Source organism: Halomonas sp. DP4Y7-1, from assembly GCF_019800705.1.
GTDB classification, from domain to species: Bacteria; Pseudomonadota; Gammaproteobacteria; order Pseudomonadales; family Halomonadaceae; genus Halomonas; species Halomonas litopenaei_A.
Map to the genome: position 1 here is coordinate 14,027 of NZ_JAHVKS010000002.1, position 20,784 is coordinate 34,810.

Sequence of the window (20,784 nt, forward strand, 5' to 3'; positions counted from 1 at the left end):
GGTACCCTCATCACCACGATGCGACTTTCGTCGCATGCCCCGCACCGAGTCGGAACGGCTCAGGGGTGCAGGATGATCTTGGCGGCACCGGTGCGCCCATTGGCCAGTGCATGGAAGGCGTCGCCCCCCTCGCTGAGGGACCGATGCTCTACCCAGCTCAGCTCTCCCAGCGCCGACGCGTCCAACAGCGCTACCGCAGCATGCAGATCCTCGAGGCTGTAGGTGTAGGCGCCCAGAAAGCTGAGCTCCTTCAGGGTGGTGGCACGGGTGTCGGTGACGCCTGCGTTATCCTGAAGCCCCAGGTGCATGATCGCTCCGCCAGGACGGGTACAGGCCACCGCCATCTGGCGAGTCGGCCCCGCCCCCACGCAGTCGAAGACGGCCTCCACGGAGTTTTCGCCTGGCGCGGCTGAGAGTGGATCCAGCGCCTCGAGCCCCGCTCTTTCCGCCGTCTCGCGCCGCAGCGGGTTGAGGTCAGCGATGCGCAGGGAGCGCACCCCACGTCCGCGCAGTACCAGTGCGGTGATCAGCCCGATGGCTCCGGCACCGATGACCAGTACGCTGGACTCGGCCAACGGCCGATCGAGCACTCGCTCAAGACGGTGAATGCCGTGCAATGCCGTTGCCACGGGCTCGGTCATGGCCGCCACCTCGGCACTCAAGGTGGCAGGCAGCTCGATCAGGCTGCTGTCGGCGATAGTGACCGACTCGGCAAAGCTTCCCGGCCGGGTCATGCCAATCATGCTGCGGTTCTCGCACAGATTCTGGCGCCCAGAGCGACAGTAGCGACAATGTCCACACACGATCAGCGGGTTCATGGTGACTCGTCGCCCCTTCCAGGCACCTTCGACCACCCTTCCGGCCGCCTCGTGGCCCAGAATCATCGGCGGAACACGGCGCGGATCATGGCCATGGTAAGCATGCAGGTCCGACCCGCAGATACCGGTTGCTTCAACCTGCACCCGTGACTCGCCCGGCGCCAGGGGCTGAGGTTCCGCCTGCTGCAGCGCCATGCGCTCATGCCCGGTATAGAACAAGGCTTGCATCCTGTTTCTCCTGGTTTACTTGGCGGTGAAACCGCCGTCGACATGCAAGATCTGCCCGGTGACATAGGCCGATGCCGGTGATGCCAGAAAGACTGCCGGCCCCGCGATGTCCTCGAGCCGCCCGTTGCGTCCAATGGCGGTCTGGCGTGCCAACGCCTCGGATCGTTCAGCGTCGCCGAATACCGGCGAGGTGAGTTCGGTGGGGAAGAAGCCAGGCGCCAGCGCGTTGGCGTTGACCCCATGCCGCGACCAGGCCTCCGCCATGGCGCGCGTCAGCTGGGCAATTCCCCCCTTGGCCGCGCCATAGGGGGCGCTGTCGGGAAAGGCGCGACTCGACTGCAACGAGGCCAGGTTGATGATGCGGCCGTAGCCTGCCCGGCGCATGCCAGGCACCAGAGCTCGGGACAGGAAGAACGGGGTTCCCAGGTGCAACTGCAGCGTCAGTTCCCAGGCGGCAAGATCGACCTCGCCCATCGGCTGGCGCAGATTGACTCCTGCCGCATTGACCAGAATGGTGGGCTCGCCGAAGGGTTCAGCGGCACGCCGCGCCACCTCGTCAAGCCCATGCGGGTCGGCCAGATCGGCAGCAAGAGCGGCCGCCTGGCCGCCCTCCCGACAGATCACATCAACGCCGTCGGCCAACGCCTCTGCTCGCCTGGCCGTCAACACGACCCGAGCACCACTCGCCGCCAGTGCTTCACCGATGGCGCGCCCCAGACCACTACTGCCCCCAGTGACCAGCGCCACCCGACCGGCTAGATGGAAGTCAGGACGCATGCTCATACCTCGTCTTCTACCGCCAGCTGGAAAATCTCGTCGGGATAGTACTTGGCCAGACGGATGTCGCCGGTACGCGCGTGCCCCTCCATGCCCTCACAGCGGGAAAGTCGCGCGGCGGTGGCGGCAACGGTACGCGTGGCCTCACGGCTCTGACGCTGGTAGGTCACGATCTTGAGGAACTTCTGGGCGCACAGCCCGCCGGTGTAGCGCGCAGCACCCTTGGTCGGCAGGATGTGGTTGGTGCCAGAACACTTGTCACCAAAGGCCACCGACGCTTCCTCCCCCACGAACAGCGACCCGTAGCTGTTCAATCTCGCCATCCACCAGTCCAGGTCCTCGACCTGCAGCTCCAGGTGCTCGGAGGCATAGCGATCGCTGACCTCGACCGCCTCTTCACGGCTGTCGCAAATGATGATTTCGCCGTAGTCGCGCCAGGCGGCATCCGCAGCCTTGCGCTGGGTGTCAGGCAACGCATCGATACGTGTCTGGATCCGCGCATCCACCGCTTCGGCCAGACGTAGGGACGTCGTGAACAGCCAGGCGGGGGAATCCGGGCCATGCTCTGCCTGGCCCACCAGGTCCTCCACCACGATGTCGGGGTCGGCGCTGTCATCGGCGATGATGCCGATCTCGGTAGGCCCGGCAAACATGTCGATGCCACAGCGGCCAAACAGCTGGCGCTTGGACTCTGCCACAAAGCGATTGCCGGGACCGACAAGGATGTCGGCAGGCTTGCCGGTGAACAGACCAAAGGCCATGGAGGCAATGCCTTGAACGCCACCCATCTGCAGAATGACGTCCGCTCCGGCCAGATCCATGGCATACAGGATCGCCGGATGAATGCCGTTCTCGTCACGGGGCACCGAACAGGCCACCACATTCTTGACGCCAGCCACCTTGGCCGTCGCCACGCTCATGATCGCCGACGCGATATGGGCGTAACGTCCCCCTGGTACGTAGCAACCGGCCGTTTCCATGGGAATCAGCTTCTGGCCGGCAAACAAGCCGGGCGACAACTCGGTCTCGAACCCTTGAATGCTGTCACGCTGGGCAGCGGCGAAGCGGCTGACTCGCTCGTAGGCGAAGTGAATATCCTGCTTGAGCTGTTCTGGCACCTTTTCCTTGGCCGCTTCGATCTGGTCACGGCCGACGATCACATCACCGCTCCAACCATCGAGTTCGCGACAGTACTCCCGCGCCTTGTCCTCTCCTCCCGCTTCAATCTCGGCGAGCATGCGCGACACCACCTCGCGGGTCTGATCGTCGTTGCTGGAGGCATTCTTGTCGGCTTGCTTGTAGTAATGAATTGCCATGATGTTTCTCCTAGAGGTGATCGGCCAATGTGGATCACCGCGCCTGCCTGGGCATGCGCAGCTCCAAGTAGGTGCCACCGGCTCGGCCGTCTAAGCCAGTGGCGTTGCTCACGTTGTGACGCATCAAGTCGTTGCGCTGCGGTACGTCGCATCCAATGTAAGCGCTTACAAATGACGCCTTAAAAGAGGGAGGCACAGGCGTCCTCCCTCGTCCATGTCGCTGTACCGTTATCCCAGCGCCCAGGTGGACAGCCACGGCAGATAGGCAATCATCAACACGACGATCAACATGCCGAGCACGAAGGGCACCGCGTAACGGGCAATCGCCAGCACCGAGCAGCGGGTCAGTCCTGACACCACGAACAGGTTGAGCCCCAGCGGTGGCGTGATAAAGCCAAGCCCCAGGGTGGTGACCATCAAGATGGCAAAGTGGAAGTCGTTCATGCCGGCCTCCTGAGCGACCGGCAGCAGCAGCGGCGCCAGGATGACGATGTTGGGAGTGGTCTCCATGACGCATCCCGCCAGTACCAGAATGCCGATCATCAGCAGGATCATCAGCCATGGTGCATCGGTGAGCCCGCTGATGCCGCTCACCAGCGTCTGGGGAATATCGAGGCTGGCCAGGCTCTGCGCCAGCGGCAGCGATAACGCGATGATGGGCACGATGACGCCGCACACCCTGGCCGAGCTTTCCAGCATGCGCGGGATATCTCCCAGCGTCAGCCGTCCCTGGCGCAGACCGATGATGACCACTACCACCACGGCCACCGCGGCCGCTTCGGTAGGGGTGAAGATACCGGTATAGATGCCGCCCAGGATCACCACCGGCACAAACAGTGCCCAACGGGCATCCCATACGGTGTCGAGCCAGCGCTTCCAGGAAAATCGCTCTCGATCGCCTTCGAAGCCATAGCGCCGATTGAGCACCATATTGGTCGCCATGACCGAGATCATGACCATGACCCCGGGAATGGCCGCAGCCAGAAACAGCGTCGAGGCCGACATGCCAAGTACCAGCCCCATGACGATGTAGGCAATCGAGGGGGGAATCAAGATGCCGGTACAGGCTCCCGAGGCGACCAGCGCACAGGCCGCCGGGAGCGGGTAGCCACGCTCTACCAGGCGAGGAATGGTCATGCGGCCAACCGCCGCCGCGCCTGCCGCATCGGAGCCTGAGATACAGGCGAAAAAGCCGCAGCCCAGGGTGGTGGAGTTGCCAAGGCCCGTCTTGAGCCCTCCGACACTGGCCTCCGCCACATCGAGCAGCTTGCCGGACAGCCCTGAGCGCACCAAGGCGTCACCGGTGAGGATAAACAGCGGCACCGCAATCAGCGCGAAGGCATTGATCCCCTCGAACAGTGACTCACCGAAGACGGACAGTGGCAATGCCTCGGTGAAGGTCAACATGCCAAGCGTCCCGAGCCCTATGGCCACCCAGATGGGCACGCCAACCAGAATCATCACGACCAGGGCGGTCAGCGGCGCGTAGAAGGTCCAGTCAAGCGAGGCCGCAGCCTGCTGAAGTTCCATGAATTCCATGACGCATCACCTCAGTCGAAGAGCTTCTGGCCATCGAACACGGGATCACCGCGCTGCATCCGACGGACATCGGCCAGCATGCACTGGATCACCCGCCAGGCGATCAGCAGAAAGCCCATGGGAATGGCGGCGAGAAACAGCGCCTGGGACACCCGCAGGCCCGGCGTCACCGATCCGAACTGGATGGACGTCAGGACCGGTGCGACAGACAGGTAGAGCGCCCATACGGCCAGAACCAGCGTGCACACGTCGGTGATCCACCATCCCAATCGCTTCATCCTTGGGCCGCCCAGATTGATCAAGACGTCGATGCGAATATGGGCACGGTCACGCACCGCCGCCGCTGCGGCCAGCCAAGCAAGATAGATGAAGGCATAGCGGGCCAGCTCTTCGCCCCACACCGAGGAGTAGTTGAGGACGAAGCGGCGGATGACTTCCACCGCGATAGTCAGGATGATCAGCGCATAAAAGGTCAGCAGCAGCCAGCGCTCAGTGCGCCGATCGACAGCATCCCAGCGCAGTCTGAGCGCGTGCCAGCGGTTGTCCTTAGGCGTTGCTGTCGACGTAATAGCCATTTGACACCTCCGCAGCTTCCAGCAATGAATCAAAGGCCTCCAGTGAACCGGCCAGCTCGCGCTTGGTCGCATCCCAGGCCGCCAGCTGGTGGCCACACTTCTCCTTCCACTGGCTGCGCTCATCCTCATCCGGGATATAGACCTCCACTCCCGCCTGGCGCATCTGGTCGTAGGCATAGGCTCGCGCCGCCGGCACCTTGGCCAGATTCTCGCGGAAGGTCACATCGGCTGCTGCCAGCACGCTTTCCTGCAGTGCCGCATCCAGCCCATCGAACCAGGCCTTGTTGCAGGTGTAGACCTGGGCGTCGGGTACCGACTGAATAGTGGAGATGCTCGACAGCACATCGGTAAAGCCGAACACCAGCAATGCCTGCACACTGGGATCCAGGGCATCGGCCACGCCCTGCTTGATGGCAGAGGAAGTTTCGCCCCAGGCCACTGGCGTGGGGTTGGCACCGGCCAGACGATAGACCTGCTGAAGAATCTGGGAAGACGGCACGCGGAACTTGATACCGGCAATGTCGTCGGGTACGCGCACGGGGCCGTCGAGCAAGCCCTCACGCACGGCAACGGTGCGCGGGTCGATACAGATGTACGACAGCACCTTGAAACCGCGCTCCTCCACCTTGTGATGGACCACCTCACGCCATGCATCAGAAGTGACCAGGTTGACCAGCCGCTGGTTGTCACCGCACCAGTAGGGAATATTGATCAGGTCGACCTCAGGGGCAAAGGCGGAGAGGTTGGACAGCGAATGCTGGGCCATGGCGATGGTGCCATTCTGGACCTTGGTGATCAGACCTCCCCCGGCGCCCAGCTGACCACCTGGCGCCAACTTCACGTACAGGCGACCGCCGGAGAAGTTCTGCAGGTTCTCCTTGAGGTTGAGTTGTATGATGGGATACGCCCGGGATGCCCCCAGCGTGTAGCCGGTGGCCATGACCAGAGTCATCTCCGCGGCAGATTCCCGCTCGGACTCTTCCTTGGCGGTGGCCGCCATGGCGCGCTCGGAGAACAGCGTTCCTCCCACCGCGCCGATAATGGCAGCAGTGAAGCCGAAACGCGCAACGCTGCCCAGGAAGTGGCGTCGTTCCGGCTGGCTGGGCGCTCCGTCGGCCGTAGTGTCGAAGTGGCGTGCAAGCATGATTATTGTCCTTGTTGTTGTGCGGTAGACGTCGCCTCCGCCTCCGCCTTCATGCCAGCCTCGAACTTGAGGCAGGCCGATACGAAGGTGGCGGTGGCAGCAGCGAGCAGAATGCCCTCCTCCGCCGCCCCCATGGTCCATAGGCCCGGCAGATAGCGTTGGATGGCAACGTTAAGGAAGAACGCGGCGAATAAAAGAATGGCTAGCCAAAGCAGTGGCTTGGCAGCAGATGACGACCTGGACATAAGAGGCGGCTCCGGTCTTTCGTTGGCGTTGTGTCGAGTGTTGGCCAGCGCTCCAAACGACGTCAGCAGGCATGGACACTCGGTGCTACACTTTGGTCAGATTATTTTTGTAAGCGCTTACAAAGCGTACTACTCAAGGTAGATTCCTCTATAGGACCTGTCCAGAAAAAAGTCCTCTATAGGACTAAAGGCCAAACCGGCTATACCATCGAGCGAGGACACCAGATGAGTGAGCGCCAGCGAAGAACCTTATTGGAAGACGTCGCCCGGGAAGCCGGCGTGTCCACCGCGTCGGTATCGCGCGTGCTCAACCAGGCCCCCCACGTCAGCGAGCGACTCAAGGCCAAGGTCGAATCTGCAGTGGCTCGGCTGGGGTACGTGCCGGATGGCTCGGCCCGGGCGCTGGCATCGCGGCGCATAGGGGCAATCGGCGCGCTGGTGCCCACTCTCGACAACCCGATCTTCGGCACCATGGCCGACAACCTCGAGCGCCAGCTCAAGGGACATGACTGTCGCCTGCTGCTGGCGACCTATCGTTACGACCTGGATGACGAGCTGCAGGCACTGCGCACGCTGATCCAGCATGGGGTCGACGGTATCGTGCTGATTGGCCACGAGCATCACGATCAGACATATGCACTGCTACAGCAGCGACAACTGCCCTTCGTGACCTCCTGGCAGACCTCCACCACGGCCCAGGGGCCATGTATCGGCTTCGATAATGCCGCAGCCGCCCGCCAGCTGGTCCAGCATCTGCTTGGCCTGGGCCACCGACGCTTTGGCATTATCACGGCCCCCTTCGGCCAGAACGACCGCGCCAGGGCACGTCTTCAGGGGTTTACCGACACCCTGACCGCTGCGGGATGCCCGGCACCTCAGATAGAGGTCGTGGACTATGGCATTGCTGAGGGCGCGGCAGCCTGCGCGCGTTTACTGACGTCCGACCGCCCACCCAGCGCCCTGCTGTGTGGCAACGACACCCTGGCGTTAGGGGCCTTGCTGGAAGCACAGCGCCGTGGTGTCAGGGTGCCCAATGCCCTCTCCATCACCGGCTTTGATGACCTGCCCCAGGCGGCGTTCATGACGCCCGCCTTGACCACCGTCTCGGTTCCCGCCAAGGACATCGGCATCCAGGCGGCCGATGCGCTGATGGGGTGGATACGCCACGGACATCGACCAGCGGATATCACCCTGGAGGCACAGGTGAAGCTGCGCCAATCGACGGGGCCTGTTCCTGACTAGTACATCCCTAGCCCCCGGAGAAGCTCCTGGCGATGTCTGAAAGCTCTGCCACCAACCCGGCGGGCAAGGAAATGCGGTCTCCACCCTGCTGCCGAAGCTGGCGGCGGCGGTCACCAGGCAAGCGCACCCCCGGCTGGTCGAGCATCGCCGCAAACAGGGTTTCACAACGCGACAGCACGTTGGGCGCAAAGCGAGCCGCATCGAACAGCAGGATCAGGTGGCCCACTTCGGGGGGCTCACCTTCGGCTTCAAAGAACGACCCCGCCTCAAACCCGAAGCGACTGCCGGAAAGGCCCGCGCAGAGCAGTTCGACCATCATCGCCAGGGCCGCACCCTTGGCATCTCCGGCGGGCACCATGCTGCCCTGAATGGCCAGGTCCGGGTCCGTGGTCGGCAGGCCATCGGGCCCGACCGCCCAGCCCTCGGGGATAGATTGCCCGGCCTTGCGGGCCAGCATGACCTTGCCTCTGGCCACCTTGGACAGGGACAGGTCGAGCACCATCGGTGGACCAGAGCATCGCGGACAGGCGAAGGCGATCGGGTTGGTACCAAACAGCGGCTTGTGACCGCCCCAGGGCGCCATAGCCGAAGGTGCGTTGCTGAAGGCAAGTGCCATGAAGCCGTCCATGGCAGCGCTCTCCACCGGAGCGCCAGCGACGCCGAAATGGTGTGAGCGTCCAACGGAGACAGCGCAGACACCCAACTCGGCAGCCACCTTCTGGCCTTCTTCAAGGCCGCGAGCCACCGCAGGAAAGGCGAGCCCCTGATCAGCATCTACCCGCACGACGGCTCCGTCTCGCGTCACCCGGGGCACCGCCCTGGCATTTACCTTGCCGGTGGCGGCTTGATCGAGATAGAACGGCAGTCGCGACAGGCCGTGAGACGGCAAGCCGTCGCGCTCGGCGTCCAGCAATGCTGTTACCGTCAGCGTCGCCTCGCGCTCGGCAAAGCCTCTGGCCAGCATTGCCTGCATGGCGAGGTGGCCGGCCTGCTCCCGGCTCAGCGCGGTGGTCTGCGGCAGCGCGCCCTCGCTGGGTTGTTCAGCTTGCTTCATGACACCTCCTCAGACGTCAGCATGATGGCCACGTTCTCTGCCGTCATCTGACTGATACGCTGATTGGATTCCTCCGTCACTCCGGCAATGTGCGGTGTCAGGATCAGGTTGGGCGCCCCCTCCAGCACCGATCCCGCCGCCAGAGGTTCCTGTTCGAAGACGTCCAGCATGGCGCCCGCCAGATGACCGCTCGTCAGCGCTTCCGCCAGGGCCGCTTCGTCGACCACGCCACCCCGCGCCGCATTGATCAGCACGGACTGGGGTTTCATGCAGGAAAGCCGCTCGCGATCCAGCAGGTGGCGCGTCTGATCCACCAGCGGTACATGCAGACTGAGCACATCGGCACGCCCGAGCAGATCGTTCAGCGTGTCGCACCGATCTATCGTCTGCCACACGGGGTCACTGGCCGGCACATGCGGATCGTAAGCCTGTACCTGCATGCCCAACCCCATGGCGAGTCGAGCGGTCGCCCGGGCAATCACTCCAAGCCCGACCAACCCCAGTACTGCGCCCTTCACCTCGCAGCCCATCAGTGCTTGACGGGGCCACTGGCCTTGCAACATCGCCTCAGTGGACGCGTACGCCCGGCGTCTCAACATCAAGGCGCCGGTCACCACGTACTCGGCCACCGAATCGGCGTTTCCGCCCTGAGCGGGCTTGACCTCGATCCCGCGCCTTGCGCACTCGTCCAGGGCGATGTTGTCGAGTCCCACCCCGAGGCGTCCCACCACCTTGAGATGGGGGGCTGCCGCCAGCAGCGCACTATCCACCTGGGTGCGGTTGCGAACGATCAGCGCCTCGCACTGGCTGACGGCTTCCCGCAGTCGCTCGGGCTGATCCACCAGCTGAGGGTCCATCACCACGTCATGCTGTTGAGCGAGCCAGGCCACCGCCCGCTCGTCCATGAACTCCGAAATCACGATCCTGGCCATGACGATCTTCTCCTTGTTGCCTGCCCACCCCTGGTGCGGACATCTCGACCGCCACAGGGGACGACAGGGTGTGGGTGGGGTCATGCCGCAAGCCAGCGTCCCGTAGGTAGTGGCACGTTGAGTACCACGGCGAAGAGCACATAGAAGAACGCCACCAGCAGACAGCCGGCCAACAGGTGTCCGGCCAAGCGCTTGAGCGTCCATTGCTGATACTGCGCCACCGCCATCAAGGCCACGAAGCTGCCAAGGCCAGTCAGCAGAAACCCGAGCCATGGCAGTGCCAGGGCCCACACCGACATGACCCCGACCAGCGCCAGGCGTCGAGGCCTGGAACCTCCCCCCGCCGGGCTCCCTGCGACCACCCCGCGCAGCAGTAACTGCGCCAGCCGCAGTGCGGCGGCTACCATCACCCCTGCAGAGATGACCGCAGGAAACACTGCGCCCAACTGGCTCATCTGGCGGGTTCCCCACAGGCAAAGGCCAGCGCCCACCATAAACAGCACGGGCAACAGCACCTCACTGGCGCGAGAGCGGGCGGCCGGTACGGCACGCATCGACTTGTCAGCCGTCATGACGACACCTCCTCGTTAAGGCTGTTGTTGCCTTGCCGCTTGGCGACGCGGCGCGCCTTGACCAACGGGTAGAAGACGCTCAACAGCGATAGCGCGATGATGATCAGGCTGATCGGCCCTCCGAAGAAGGTGCCGACCACGGAGCCGCTGGCACGTCCCATCAAGAACCCCTGGACGAAACCCTGCTCGGCGATGGGGCCCAGAATCAGTCCCAGCACAATGGGTGAGGGCCGAAAGCCATAGCGGTTCAGCACCCACCCCACCACGCCCAGGCAAAGCATGATCATGACGTCGCTGGCGCTGTTGCGTATGGCGTAGGTCCCGATCACCGTCATGAAGGCAATGGTGGGTACCAGCAGCGCCTTGGGAATGGCGATGATCGACTTGAAGGCGTAGCGCCCGATCAACAGGCCCAATGGCAGCAACAGGCAGGTCGCCAGGAACAGCCCCGCCACAAAGGTGTAGGTGATGCCGGCGTTGGTGGTGAACAGCTCCGGCCCGGTACGAAATCCCTGCACCAGCAAGGCCCCCAGGATCACCGCATCCGGCGGCGTGCCGGGAATGCCCAGAACCAGCGTAGGAATGAACCCTCCGCCCACGGTGGCATTGTTGGCAGACTCGGTCGCCAGCACGCCCTGTGGGTTGCCCTTGCCGAAGGAGCCTGGGTCCCTGGCCACGCGACGCGCCTCGGAGTAGGACACCAGACTGGCGATGGAGCCACCGGCACCAGGCAGGATCGCCACGCCGGTGCCGATGGTCGCAGAGCGCAGCAGGTTCCACTTGCCCCTGATCGCCTCGCCCAGGCCCTCGCGGAAGCGTACGCCGCGGGATGCGTCGTCGACTTTAAGATGAGCCGCTGGGGTCGCCACCAGGTCGATCAGTACCGGAATACAGTAGAGTCCGATCAGCGCCGACACGGTCTCGATGCCGCCGAGCAACACCGGCATCCCGTAGGTGTAGCGGATATCACCACCAATCACCGCGACGCCGACCGTGGACAGCAACAGTCCCAGGCCAGCCCCCATGAAGCCCTTCAGGGTCGAGTCCTCGGACAGCGCAGAGATCAGGGTGAGCCCGAAGATCGCCAGCCAGAAATACTCGACCGGGCCAAAGCTGAGAGCCACCTGGGCCAGCAAGGGGGCCAGCAGCAATAGCGCCAGCACCCCCACCAGCCCCCCCACCACCGAGGCAATGGTCGACAGCGTGACGGCCAGATCGCCATCACCCCGCTGCGCCATGGGATAGCCGTCGAAAGTGGTGGCAATCGCCGAGGGTGTCCCAGGCGTGTTCACCAGAATGGCGGAATAGGAGCCGCCGTAGATGGCGCCGGTATAGATGGCACCGAGCATGATCAGCGCAGACTCAGGCGCCATGCCGAAGGTGACAGGGACCAGCACGGCCACCGCCATGGTGGCAGATAGCCCTGGCAGCGCGCCGATCACGATGCCGGCGATGACGCCCAGCAAGGCCAGCGCAAGATTCAGCGGCGACAGCGCGCCGAGAGCATGAGTGATGAGCTCCATGATCGTAACCTCAATCGATCAAGCCGAGTTCTCGTGCACTGGTCTCGTACTGGGCGCTCTGTTCCACCAGAAAATCCGCTACCTCATCATTGCCGACATCCAGCAGGACGAACCCCAGATCCTCCATTTCCTGGCGGAACTGCGGGTTCTGATTGATCTCGCCGAAGATCTCCGACAGCTTGGCCGTGACCGCGTCGGGGGTGCCAGCAGGCACCGCCATGCCACGGTAGGCACCGCCTACCATGTCGTAGCCCAGTTCCTGAAAGGTCGGAACATCGGGGAACAGCGGATGCCGCTCGTCGGCCGCGACCGCCAGCATGCGCACCTTGTCCTGATGATTGGCGGCGACCGTGGTGTAGCCCCACTCCGCCTGAACCTGGCCACCGAGCAGCGCGGTGACGGCAGCGCCGGTGCCCTTGAAGGGAATATAGGTGGTGGTCACGTCCGCCAGCTGCTGAAAACGCGTATTGGCCACGTCATTGGCGCTGTAGGTGCCGCTGCCCGAAAAGGTCACGGCGCCAGGGGCCTGGCGCGCCGCTTCGACCAGCTCTTCAAGGGTCTGATAAGGGCTGTCGGCATTGACCAGAATGGCATCCGGTGAATAGTGGAAGAAGGTGAAGTTATGGATGTCCTGGGTAGCGAATCCAGCATCCTTGCCCATGGGTTTGAGCACAATATGGGGCAGGTTGGTCCCCATGATGGTATAGCCATCGGCAGACATGTCATTGAGCTGCGACCAGCCGACCGCTCCGCCGCCTCCGGGCATGTACTGGATGACCAGTTGCTCGCCGGTCAGCTCCTGAAAGTACTTTTGCTGCAGGCGGGCGCTGATATCGGACTCGCCCCCGGGACCAAAGGGAATGACATACTGGATATCCTTCGACGGAAAGTCCTCGGCTTCCGCCATCGCCAGCGGAGCGACAAGGGAGGATGCTGCCAGCATCGCAGTCAGTGTGAAGGTAGTGGAAAGGCGCATGACGTGACTCCTGATATTGTCGTTATGGGGTGGTCAGGATCTGAGTGGCGAGCCCACATCGCTCGCCGTTCTTGCACAACTTTCTTTTCCAAACGCGTCGAACCTCCCGACCACTGCCGGGAGGACCTTGCACTAGCAGTGTCGCGGTCTCAGGCGCTTTCGTAGAGACGCGTCAACACGAACTCCCGATGACCCAGCGCTTCGGCGGCGGTATGTCGGCCGTTGGCCGTGCGCACCATCATCTCGAGCAGCTGATCACCCGCTTCTTCCATGTTGATCTCGCGCTTGAGGATGGAGGACACATCCACGTCGATATGCTCGCTCATGGTGCGCACCGTGCGCGGGTTGGCGCAGATCTTGACGACCGGCAGGATGGGATTGCCGATCACGTTGCCCTGGCCGGTCGGGAAGAAGTGCACCACATAACCAGCAGCCGCGCACAGCGTGACCATTTCGGCGGCCGCGGACGAAGAATCCATGAACCATAGCCCTGGCTTGTCCGGGGTCTCGGCCTTGTCGAGCACACCATCGACCTTGCAGCGACGACCGATCTTCTGAATGTTGCCCAGCGCCTTCTCTTCGATAGTGGTCAAGCCGCCCTCGATGTTGCCCTTGGTCGGCTGGGACTCGGACAGGTCACTGGTCTTGTGACGATCAATCATGGCGCTGTAGCGATCGAACATTGCCTGGAACTGCTGGCGTACTTCCGGCGTTGCGCAGCGCTCAGCCACCAGGTGTTCACCACCAGTCAGCTCTGACGTTTCACCGAACACCAAGGTGCAGCCCGCGTCATACAGCTTGTCGAACGCATCACCGACGGTAGGGTTGGCACCGCAGCCGGAGGTGGTGTCCGATTCGCCGCACTTGGTGGACACCCACAGCTCGCTGATGTCGCACTCTTCACGCTGGATCTCGCTGGCGTACTGGACGAATTCCTTGGCCTTCTTGGAGGCGGCGCAGATGGTGTTGTGATCGCCATTCTGTTCGATCCAGAAGCCCTCGACCGGCTTGCCGGTGGTCTTGATGCCATCCACCACCTTGTTGGTCCAGCCCGGCTCAATGCCGATGACGATCACCGCTGCCACGTTGGGGTTACAGCCTGTACCAATCAGCGTGCGAAAGTGGAGATCCAGGTCAGCACCGAACTGCAGTCGACCATAAGGGTGCGGCAGCGCCAGCGCGCCCTTGATGTTATTGGCCACGGCCTCGGCGGCAGCGTTGGAAATATCATCCACCGGCAGCACGATAACGTGGTTACGTACGCCCACCCGGCCATTCTCGCGACGATATCCCTGAAACTTGCGTCCCTTGATTTCCATGCTTACCACCTCTTGGTTTTGACGTTGTGGACGTGAAGGTGCTCACCCTGCTTGATCGGCTTGACCACCCGACCGATGTCCACCCCGTACTTGATCACGGTGTCGCCCTCGGCCAGATCTCGCGTGGCCAGCTTGTGGCCAATTGGAATGTCATTGCTGACGGCAAAGGTCACGGTCTGGTCCTGGTGCATCACCCAGCCGGTCAGGGTTTGCCCTGCCTTGATCCCCTCCACCACCACGACCCCGACGCTGTCGTCGGCATCGTGAACCACAAAATCGATGCTCATGCTGTGCTCTCCTGAACGAATGTTATTGACGTTGTGATATCGCCAGCTGACCGGACGGCCTGATCATGGCCGGGTGGTCTCGGGCGACGCTTGCCGCCCTCACAACTCATGTATAGGACATAGGATATAGTACAGTCAAGTATCATCTACAGGTGGCCACCGCTATACTGTCCAGCAAGCACCGGACCTCGCGGAACGAAGAAAGGACATCCGATGGAACAACCCAACCTCAGCTATCGCCCGCTCTATCAGCAGATCAAGGACGTCCTGCTGCAACGCATCGTGTCCGGCGAATGGGCGCCCGGCACGTTTATTCCCAGCGAATCCGCGCTCGCCAACGAGTACAAGGTCAGCGTGGGCACACTACGCAAGGCACTGGACTCCCTGGCCAGCGACAATGTGGTCATTCGCTATCAGGGCAAGGGAACCGTGGTCGCCACCCACGATCAGGACAGCTCGCTATTTCGCTTCTTCCACCTCACACGACTGGACGGCACGCGATCCCTACCGACGTCGCGAATCCTGGTCAGAACGAAGCGCCAGGCAAGCGAACAAGAACGTGAGGCACTGGCACTCGCCCATGGCGCTGAGGTCATTCACATTCAACGGGTACGAGAGCTCGAAGGCACCCCCGCACTGCTTGAGGATGTGGTGGTATGTGCCAAGCGATTTGCCACGCTGGATAGCCATCCGGAAACCCTGCCCAACACGCTGTACCAGCTGTATCAGCAGCGCTTTGGCAGCAACGTAAGCCACGCCGAGGAGCGCCTGTTTGCGGTGGCGGCAAGCAAGGATGAGCAGACCCATCTGGGCATTGCGGAAGGAACACCGATTCTGGAGATTCGGCGCATTGCCAAGGATATTCAGGACCAGGCACTGGAATACCGCGTATCCCGTTGCGAGACACGCCATCATTGTTATTTCAATGAGCTGTAGAGTGGCTGACGGCAGCTAATGGGCGGGTCAAAAAGACAAAAAAGGCCGGCATCATTGCCGGCCTTTTACGGTCTTGCTGCTTATGCCCCGAAAGGATTACGCAGGACGATGGTCTCGTTGCGATCCGGGCCGGTGGAGATGATGTCGATAGAGGTACCGACCTGCTCCTCAAGGAAGCTGATGTAGGCACGAGCGGCACTGGGCAGGTCTTCGACGCGTTTGACGCCGAGGGTGGACTCGCTCCAGCCGGGCAGGTCCTGGTAGACCGGTTCGACGGCCTCGTAGCCCTCGGAGTCCACCGGGTTGTCGAGCACGTCGCCGTCCTTGCTGCGGTAGCCGACGCAGACACGGATGTTCTCGAGGCCATCGAGCACGTCCAGCTTGGTCAGGCAGATGCCGGAGACGGAGTTGATCTGTACCGCATGGCGCAGGGCCACGGCGTCAAACCAGCCGCAACGACGGGCACGACCGGTGGTCGCACCAAACTCGTGGCCCTTCTCGGCCAGGTGACGGCCATGCTCATCGAACAGCTCGGTCGGGAAGGGACCGGAACCCACGCGAGTCGTGTAGGCCTTGGTGATACCCAGCACGTAGTCCAGGTACAGCGGACCAACGCCGGAGCCGGTGGCCGTTCCACCCGCGGTGGTGTTGGAGCTGGTGACGTAGGGGTAGGTGCCGTGGTCGATGTCCAGCAGCGAGCCCTGGGCGCCCTCGAACAGGATGTTTTCGCCATCCTTGCGCAGGTCGTGCACCAGGCTGACGGTGTCGGCCACCATCGGACGCAGCTCTTCAGCCATCTGCATGGCGCTCTCGAGCGTCGCCTGGAAGTCCACCGGCTCTTCACCGTGATACTTGGTCAGCACGAAGTTGTGATAGTCCAGCACTTCGCCCAGCTTGGAGGCAAACCGCTCGCGGTGCAGCATATCACCCAGGCGCAGACCGCGACGGGCAACCTTGTCTTCGTAGGCCGGACCAATGCCGCGACCGGTGGTGCCGATCTTGGCGATGCCGCGCGCTTTCTCGCGGGCCTGGTCAAGACGCACATGGTAGTCGAGGATCAGCGGACAGGCTGGCGACAGGCGCAGACGCTCGCGCACGGGCACGCCCTTGCTCTCGAGCTCACGGATTTCCTTGATCAGCGCTTCAGGAGACAGCACCACGCCGTTGCCGATGACGCAGGTCTTGTCTTCGCGCAGAACGCCGGACGGAATCAGGTGGAGGACCGTTTTCTCACCGTCGATCACCAGCGTATGGCCGGCATTGTGACCGCCTTGAAAACGCACCACGGCGGAGGCAGATTCGGTCAGCAGGTCAACGACCTTGCCCTTGCCCTCATCGCCCCATTGGGTACCCAGTACGACTACGTTCTTGCCCATTGCTCTTCTCGTCTCTCTTGGTTGCGCCTTGGGGAAACACTGCACAGCTCGCGAATCGCGACTGGAGACAGCGTTTGCGTGGCGCCACTGTCGGTGTCAGCGCCAGACCCCGGCGCCCCGATTCGGCCTTCGTGAGAAGGCATCACCTTACTCTGGCGTTACGTGGTGAGGGGTTCTAGCACCCACTCCTGTCCTCTAGCGACCAGCTGCTCGCTGCAGTCGTGCCCTGGAGCACGCTGTCCCGGCAGGCCCTGGATCACGCGGCGGCCCTGTCGCCTAAGCTTCTGTACCGCCTCGTCGAGCCCTGGAGCGCCCTCATCAGCAGGCGCCCACACGCTATCTCCGGCCGGATCCTTGGTGGCCAGGGTAGCCAGCAGCTTGAGGTCCATGGAGAAGCCTGTCGCCGGACGGGCGCGGCCAAAGGCACGACCGGTATCGTCATAGCGACCGCCCTTGGCCAGTGCCTGACCATATCCCGGCACATACGCGGCAAACATCATGCCCGTGTGGTACTGATAGCCACGCAGCTCAGCCAGATCAAAGTAGCAGTCTACCTCGGGATGCTCGCGCTGCACGCCCTGGTACAGGTCATAGAGCTTGTCGAGGGCATCATTGACGGCCTGCGGCGCCTCGGCAAAGGCTTCGCGGGCCTGGTCGAGGACCTCGGGGCCGCCGTGCAGTTCGCCGAGGGTACGAAACATGGTGGCCAGCGCCGGATCGCTGACGGTGCGCGCGACCTCGGCCTCCAGCTGACCGGGTGACTTGAGCGCCAAGGCCGCGGAAATCGCATACTCCGCCTCCGCATCCAAGCCAGCCACTTCCACTAGATTACGGTAGATACCCACATGGCCCAGCGCCAGGTGAACTTCACCGGCACCCGAGGCCTCCAGGCTTTCCAGCGCCAGGCGCAGAATCTCGAGGTCGGCGGCCAGGCTGGCACTGCCGAACAGCTCGACACCGACCTGCACCGGGCTACGTCCGCCCTGATGCTTGTCGGCCTTGGCGCGCAGCACATTGGTGCAATAGCAAAGGCGTACCGGCCCCTCGCGTTTAAGCGAGTGCGCGTCGATCCGCGCGACCTGTGGCGTGACGTCCGCCGTCACCCCCATCATGCGGCCGGTGAGCTGGTCGGTAAGCTTGAAGGTCTGGAGATCCAGGTCCGTGCCGGTACCCGTCAACAGGGAGTCGAGAAACTCCACGGGAGGCGGCATCACCTGGTCGTAGCCCCAGAGATGAAAGAGGTCGAGCAGCGCCCGGCGCAGCTCCTCCATCCGGCTGGCCTGAGGAGGAAGCACCTCGTCCATGCCGTCGGGCAGAAGCCAGCGGTCAGCGATGGTCATGTCGATATCCTGCCTGGTCGATATCTTGCTGTGACGTTTTGCCTGTCCCGCACGCACGCCAAACCTCGCGCACAAGTGAATTCCGGTGATTCGTCTTGGGACAAGAATCAAGGACTTCGGCGTGCAGGCGAACGCGTTGAACTCAGCGATGTCGGGGAATGTCGGCCACAAAAAAACCGGGCCACGCCCGGTTGACGGATTCTATCACGTTTGGCCGCCAGTTGAACCCCGCAGGGGCGTCTTTCGCCCCTGCGAGTAGCAGCCATCTGATCTAGTTCACCACCCGAGGCGTACTGCCAGCATCGGGATTGGCGCTTTTCAGGTAACGGAAGAAGTCACTGGACGGGTCCAGCACCATCATGTTGCCCTCGCCTTCCGCGAAGGAATCACGGTAGGCATTGAGGCTGCGCCAGAAGCGGTAGAACTCGGTGTCGCCCTGATATGCCTGGGAGTAGATCGCGGCGGCTTCAGCGTCACCTTCACCGCGCAGTGTCTCGGCACGCTCGTTGGCCTGGGCCAGCAGCACCTGACGGCGACGATCGGCGTTGGCGCGAATACGCTCGGACTCTTCCTGACCCTGAGCGCGCCATTCCCGTGCCTCGCGCTCACGCTCGGAGCGCATACGGTCGTACACCGCGGAAGACACATCCTCCGGCAGATCGATACGCTTCACGCGAACGTCGAGAATGGCAACACCCAGCTCGTCCTGCATCAGGGTATCGAGCTCTTCGGTGGGGCCAGACATCAGCTCATCACGCTTTTCAGAGATGATCTGCTGCAGATTCAGCTGACCGAATTCGTTACGCAGGCTCTCGTCGACACGGGGCTGGATCAGGCGCACCGCCATCAGCTCATCCCCTGCCGTCGCCTCGTAGTAGCGGGTGGGGTTGACCACCTGCCACTTCACGTAGGAATCCACGATCACCGCCTTCTGTTCCTGGGTCAGATAGCGGCTGGCATCAGTATCCAGCGTCAGCACCCGGGTATCGAACTTGCGGATGGTCTGGGTGATCGGCACCTTGAAGTGCAGACCCGGCTGAATGTTTTCCTCGATGACTTCACCGAAGCGCAGCTTGACCGCACGTTCGGTCTCGTCGACCACGTACAGGCTGTTGCTGGCTAGCCAGGCCACGGCGGCCAGGCCACCGACGATGAGCAGGGATCGGTTATTGATCATTTAGCGACCCTCCCGCTGAATACCACTGTCGCGGCCGCTGCGACTGGAACTTGAATTGGCGCTCGAAGAGCCACTCTCGGCGCGAAGGCGCTCCAGCACCTGCGGATCGAGCGAGCTGGCGCTTTCGGATGAGGACTGGCTGCTGCCGCCACGACCAAGGCGGTCCATCGGCAGTACCATCAACGGACTGTTCTGATCGACGTCCACCAGTACCTTGCTGGTCTGGCCGAGCACCTCGGAGATGGTGTCGAGGTACAGGCGTTCACGCATGACCTCAGGCGCATCACGATATTGGGTCAGCAATGCCGTGAAGCGGTTGGCCTGACCGCGGGCCTCGGCAACCACCGACTCACGATAGCCCTGGCCCTGCTCAACGATACGCTGCGCCTGACCCTGTGCTTCCGGGATGATGGCATTGGCGTAGGCCATGGCCTGGTTGATCGTACGCTGACGATCCTCACGCGCCCGGATAACGTCATCGAAGGCATCCTGAACCGCATCGGGGGGCGAGGTGGACTCGACGTTCAAGGTCACCAGACGGATGCCCGTACCATAATTGTCCAGGTAGGTCTGCAGACGACTGGCCACGGCGCTGCCGAGAATCTCACGACCGGAGGTCAGGATGTCGATCATGTCGGTGCCGCCGACCACATGACGCAGGGCCGAGTCGAGGGCATTTTCCAGCGACAGCTCCGGATCACGCACGTTCAGCACGTAATCGCGGGGATCTGCGACCTGGTACTGGGCCGACATTTCCACGGACACGATGTTTTCGTCTTGTGTCAGCATGGACTGGGTCTGGCTGACAGAGCGCACGCGGGTCACGTTGACCATGCGCACATCGTCGATCAACGGCGGATTCCACTGCAGACCCGGCGTCACGACTTCCTGGAACTTGCCGAAGCGCAGAACCACGCCACGCTCGGACTGGTCTACCAGATAGAAGCCACTGGCCGCCCAGACAGCCAGACCGATAACGATCAGCAGGCCCGGCAGCGCAAAGGTGTTGCGCGGACGATTGCCGCCGCCCTTGCCACCGCTGCCACCGCCACGCTTGCCGCCTCGGCCACCCAGCATGCCATTGAGCTTGTCCTGAAACTTCTTCAGGGCTTCATCCAGATCAGGTGGTCCCTGGTTATCGCCGCCACGGTTGTCACCGCCGCGGTTACCGCCACCATTGCCGCCTCGACGCCCCCCGCCACTCCAGGGATCGTGCTGGTTGCCGTTGCCGCCACCAGGCTCATTCCAGGCCATACGTCGTCTCCACTCTGTGCCCCCGCGTCACGAGGCGCATCGATTGCGATCCTTGGGTCACGCTGCACAGACCTCTGCGCTCGACGTCCATCCAGCGTTTCCCTTGTGGCGTCGCCATCCGGGCGACGCTCTAGCCGACCCGTCTGACGGATCG

The 20,784-nt window shown here is 62.9% G+C and carries 20 protein-coding genes; 2 read left to right on the plus strand and 18 right to left on the minus strand.

Annotation, left to right across the window (positions count from 1 at the left end):
* Positions 1–59: 59 nt before the first annotated feature.
* The 7 genes from KUV72_RS03655 to KUV72_RS03685 all read right to left on the minus strand — a co-directional run bounded on the left by KUV72_RS03655 (position 60) and on the right by KUV72_RS03685 (position 6,642).
* A complete protein-coding gene (locus tag KUV72_RS03655; RefSeq protein WP_222237489.1) occupies positions 60–1,046 on the minus strand; it encodes an alcohol dehydrogenase catalytic domain-containing protein in 987 nt (328 codons plus the stop codon).
* A gap of 15 nt (positions 1,047–1,061) precedes the next feature.
* A complete protein-coding gene (locus KUV72_RS03660; protein ID WP_206940917.1) occupies positions 1,062–1,829 on the minus strand; it encodes an SDR family NAD(P)-dependent oxidoreductase in 768 nt (255 codons plus the stop codon).
* Positions 1,826–3,139 (minus strand): histidinol dehydrogenase, encoded by a 1,314-nt coding sequence (gene hisD, locus KUV72_RS03665; protein WP_222237490.1) that lies wholly within the window; start codon positions 3,137–3,139, stop codon positions 1,826–1,828. Before hisD ends, KUV72_RS03660 begins: the two co-directional genes overlap by 4 nt.
* Positions 3,140–3,367: 228 nt before the next feature.
* Positions 3,368–4,678: a TRAP transporter large permease gene (locus KUV72_RS03670; protein ID WP_222237491.1), complete on the minus strand. Its 1,311-nt coding sequence runs from the start codon at positions 4,676–4,678 to the stop codon at positions 3,368–3,370.
* A gap of 11 nt (positions 4,679–4,689) precedes the next feature.
* Positions 4,690–5,253, minus strand: a complete 564-nt coding sequence (locus KUV72_RS03675; protein WP_206940923.1) for a TRAP transporter small permease — start codon at positions 5,251–5,253, stop codon at positions 4,690–4,692.
* Positions 5,225–6,397, minus strand: coding sequence for a TRAP transporter substrate-binding protein (locus KUV72_RS03680; RefSeq protein ID WP_222237492.1), 1,173 nt, complete (start codon positions 6,395–6,397; stop codon positions 5,225–5,227). The genes KUV72_RS03675 and KUV72_RS03680 overlap by 29 nt, the downstream gene beginning before the upstream one ends.
* Before the next feature lie 2 nt (positions 6,398–6,399).
* Positions 6,400–6,642, minus strand: coding sequence for a hypothetical protein (locus KUV72_RS03685; protein ID WP_222237493.1), 243 nt, complete (start codon positions 6,640–6,642; stop codon positions 6,400–6,402).
* Positions 6,643–6,867: 225 nt separating this feature from the next.
* On the opposite strand from KUV72_RS03685, the gene KUV72_RS03690 reads away from it, so the two are divergent.
* Positions 6,868–7,884, plus strand: coding sequence for a LacI family DNA-binding transcriptional regulator (locus tag KUV72_RS03690; protein ID WP_222237494.1), 1,017 nt, complete (start codon positions 6,868–6,870; stop codon positions 7,882–7,884).
* A 7-nt stretch (positions 7,885–7,891) separates the two neighbouring features.
* On the opposite strand, the gene KUV72_RS03695 is transcribed toward KUV72_RS03690, so the two are convergent.
* The 7 genes from KUV72_RS03695 to KUV72_RS03725 all read right to left on the minus strand — a co-directional run bounded on the left by KUV72_RS03695 (position 7,892) and on the right by KUV72_RS03725 (position 14,547).
* Positions 7,892–8,938, minus strand: a complete 1,047-nt coding sequence (locus tag KUV72_RS03695) for an Ldh family oxidoreductase (RefSeq protein ID WP_222237495.1) — start codon at positions 8,936–8,938, stop codon at positions 7,892–7,894.
* The gene (locus KUV72_RS03700) at positions 8,935–9,870 is read right to left on the minus strand and encodes a hydroxyacid dehydrogenase (protein WP_222237496.1); all 936 of its coding nucleotides are present in this window, start codon (positions 9,868–9,870) and stop codon (positions 8,935–8,937) included. The genes KUV72_RS03695 and KUV72_RS03700 overlap by 4 nt, the downstream gene beginning before the upstream one ends.
* Before the next feature lie 80 nt (positions 9,871–9,950).
* Positions 9,951–10,442 carry a tripartite tricarboxylate transporter TctB family protein gene (locus KUV72_RS03705; RefSeq protein ID WP_222237497.1) on the minus strand — a complete coding sequence of 164 codons (492 nt, stop codon included), beginning with the start codon at positions 10,440–10,442 and terminating at the stop codon, positions 9,951–9,953.
* Entirely contained in the window at positions 10,439–11,965 is a 1,527-nt protein-coding gene (locus tag KUV72_RS03710; protein ID WP_222237498.1) for a tripartite tricarboxylate transporter permease, read from the minus strand. Before KUV72_RS03710 ends, KUV72_RS03705 begins: the two co-directional genes overlap by 4 nt.
* A gap of 10 nt (positions 11,966–11,975) precedes the next feature.
* Positions 11,976–12,941 carry a tripartite tricarboxylate transporter substrate binding protein gene (locus KUV72_RS03715; protein WP_222237499.1) on the minus strand — a complete coding sequence of 322 codons (966 nt, stop codon included), beginning with the start codon at positions 12,939–12,941 and terminating at the stop codon, positions 11,976–11,978.
* A 149-nt stretch (positions 12,942–13,090) separates the two neighbouring features.
* Positions 13,091–14,260: a UxaA family hydrolase gene (locus tag KUV72_RS03720; protein ID WP_206940942.1), complete on the minus strand. Its 1,170-nt coding sequence runs from the start codon at positions 14,258–14,260 to the stop codon at positions 13,091–13,093.
* 2 nt (positions 14,261–14,262) lie between these two features.
* Positions 14,263–14,547, minus strand: a complete 285-nt coding sequence (locus KUV72_RS03725; protein ID WP_206940944.1) for a UxaA family hydrolase — start codon at positions 14,545–14,547, stop codon at positions 14,263–14,265.
* Between the two features lie 213 nt (positions 14,548–14,760).
* Between KUV72_RS03725 and KUV72_RS03730 the strand changes: the two genes are divergently transcribed.
* The gene (locus tag KUV72_RS03730) at positions 14,761–15,483 is read left to right on the plus strand and encodes a GntR family transcriptional regulator (RefSeq protein WP_222162858.1); all 723 of its coding nucleotides are present in this window, start codon (positions 14,761–14,763) and stop codon (positions 15,481–15,483) included.
* An 80-nt stretch (positions 15,484–15,563) separates the two neighbouring features.
* Here the strand turns inward: KUV72_RS03730 and KUV72_RS03735 are convergent, their stop codons facing one another.
* The 4 genes from KUV72_RS03735 to hflK all read right to left on the minus strand — a co-directional run bounded on the left by KUV72_RS03735 (position 15,564) and on the right by hflK (position 20,630).
* On the minus strand, positions 15,564–16,859 hold the full coding sequence (locus tag KUV72_RS03735) for an adenylosuccinate synthase (RefSeq protein WP_206940948.1): 1,296 nt from the start codon (positions 16,857–16,859) through the stop codon (positions 15,564–15,566).
* Positions 16,860–17,017: 158 nt separating this feature from the next.
* Positions 17,018–18,199 carry an ATP phosphoribosyltransferase regulatory subunit gene (locus KUV72_RS03740; protein WP_222237500.1) on the minus strand — a complete coding sequence of 394 codons (1,182 nt, stop codon included), beginning with the start codon at positions 18,197–18,199 and terminating at the stop codon, positions 17,018–17,020.
* Positions 18,200–18,470: 271 nt separating this feature from the next.
* Positions 18,471–19,376, minus strand: coding sequence for a protease modulator HflC (gene hflC, locus KUV72_RS03745; RefSeq protein ID WP_222237501.1), 906 nt, complete (start codon positions 19,374–19,376; stop codon positions 18,471–18,473).
* Positions 19,377–20,630 carry an FtsH protease activity modulator HflK gene (hflK, locus tag KUV72_RS03750; protein WP_206940954.1) on the minus strand — a complete coding sequence of 418 codons (1,254 nt, stop codon included), beginning with the start codon at positions 20,628–20,630 and terminating at the stop codon, positions 19,377–19,379.
* Positions 20,631–20,784 lie beyond the last annotated feature (154 nt).

Bases quoted from the DNA above. Each gene is read 5' to 3' on its own strand.
- KUV72_RS03655 (WP_222237489.1), bottom strand. From the start codon at position 1,046: ATGCAAGCCTTGTTCTATACCGGGCATGAGCGCATGGCGCTGCAGCAG.
- KUV72_RS03660 (WP_206940917.1), bottom strand. From the start codon at position 1,829: ATGAGCATGCGTCCTGACTTCCATCTAGCCGGTCGGGTGGCGCTGGTC.
- hisD (WP_222237490.1), bottom strand. From the start codon at position 3,139: ATGGCAATTCATTACTACAAGCAAGCCGACAAGAATGCCTCCAGCAAC.
- KUV72_RS03670 (WP_222237491.1), bottom strand. From the start codon at position 4,678: ATGGAATTCATGGAACTTCAGCAGGCTGCGGCCTCGCTTGACTGGACC.
- KUV72_RS03675 (WP_206940923.1), bottom strand. From the start codon at position 5,253: ATGGCTATTACGTCGACAGCAACGCCTAAGGACAACCGCTGGCACGCG.
- KUV72_RS03680 (WP_222237492.1), bottom strand. From the start codon at position 6,397: ATGCTTGCACGCCACTTCGACACTACGGCCGACGGAGCGCCCAGCCAG.
- KUV72_RS03685 (WP_222237493.1), bottom strand. From the start codon at position 6,642: ATGTCCAGGTCGTCATCTGCTGCCAAGCCACTGCTTTGGCTAGCCATT.
- KUV72_RS03690 (WP_222237494.1), top strand. From the start codon at position 6,868: ATGAGTGAGCGCCAGCGAAGAACCTTATTGGAAGACGTCGCCCGGGAA.
- KUV72_RS03695 (WP_222237495.1), bottom strand. From the start codon at position 8,938: ATGAAGCAAGCTGAACAACCCAGCGAGGGCGCGCTGCCGCAGACCACC.
- KUV72_RS03700 (WP_222237496.1), bottom strand. From the start codon at position 9,870: ATGGCCAGGATCGTGATTTCGGAGTTCATGGACGAGCGGGCGGTGGCC.
- KUV72_RS03705 (WP_222237497.1), bottom strand. From the start codon at position 10,442: ATGACGGCTGACAAGTCGATGCGTGCCGTACCGGCCGCCCGCTCTCGC.
- KUV72_RS03710 (WP_222237498.1), bottom strand. From the start codon at position 11,965: ATGGAGCTCATCACTCATGCTCTCGGCGCGCTGTCGCCGCTGAATCTT.
- KUV72_RS03715 (WP_222237499.1), bottom strand. From the start codon at position 12,941: ATGCGCCTTTCCACTACCTTCACACTGACTGCGATGCTGGCAGCATCC.
- KUV72_RS03720 (WP_206940942.1), bottom strand. From the start codon at position 14,260: ATGGAAATCAAGGGACGCAAGTTTCAGGGATATCGTCGCGAGAATGGC.
- KUV72_RS03725 (WP_206940944.1), bottom strand. From the start codon at position 14,547: ATGAGCATCGATTTTGTGGTTCACGATGCCGACGACAGCGTCGGGGTC.
- KUV72_RS03730 (WP_222162858.1), top strand. From the start codon at position 14,761: ATGGAACAACCCAACCTCAGCTATCGCCCGCTCTATCAGCAGATCAAG.
- KUV72_RS03735 (WP_206940948.1), bottom strand. From the start codon at position 16,859: ATGGGCAAGAACGTAGTCGTACTGGGTACCCAATGGGGCGATGAGGGC.
- KUV72_RS03740 (WP_222237500.1), bottom strand. From the start codon at position 18,199: ATGACCATCGCTGACCGCTGGCTTCTGCCCGACGGCATGGACGAGGTG.
- hflC (WP_222237501.1), bottom strand. From the start codon at position 19,376: ATGATCAATAACCGATCCCTGCTCATCGTCGGTGGCCTGGCCGCCGTG.
- hflK (WP_206940954.1), bottom strand. From the start codon at position 20,630: ATGGCCTGGAATGAGCCTGGTGGCGGCAACGGCAACCAGCACGATCCC.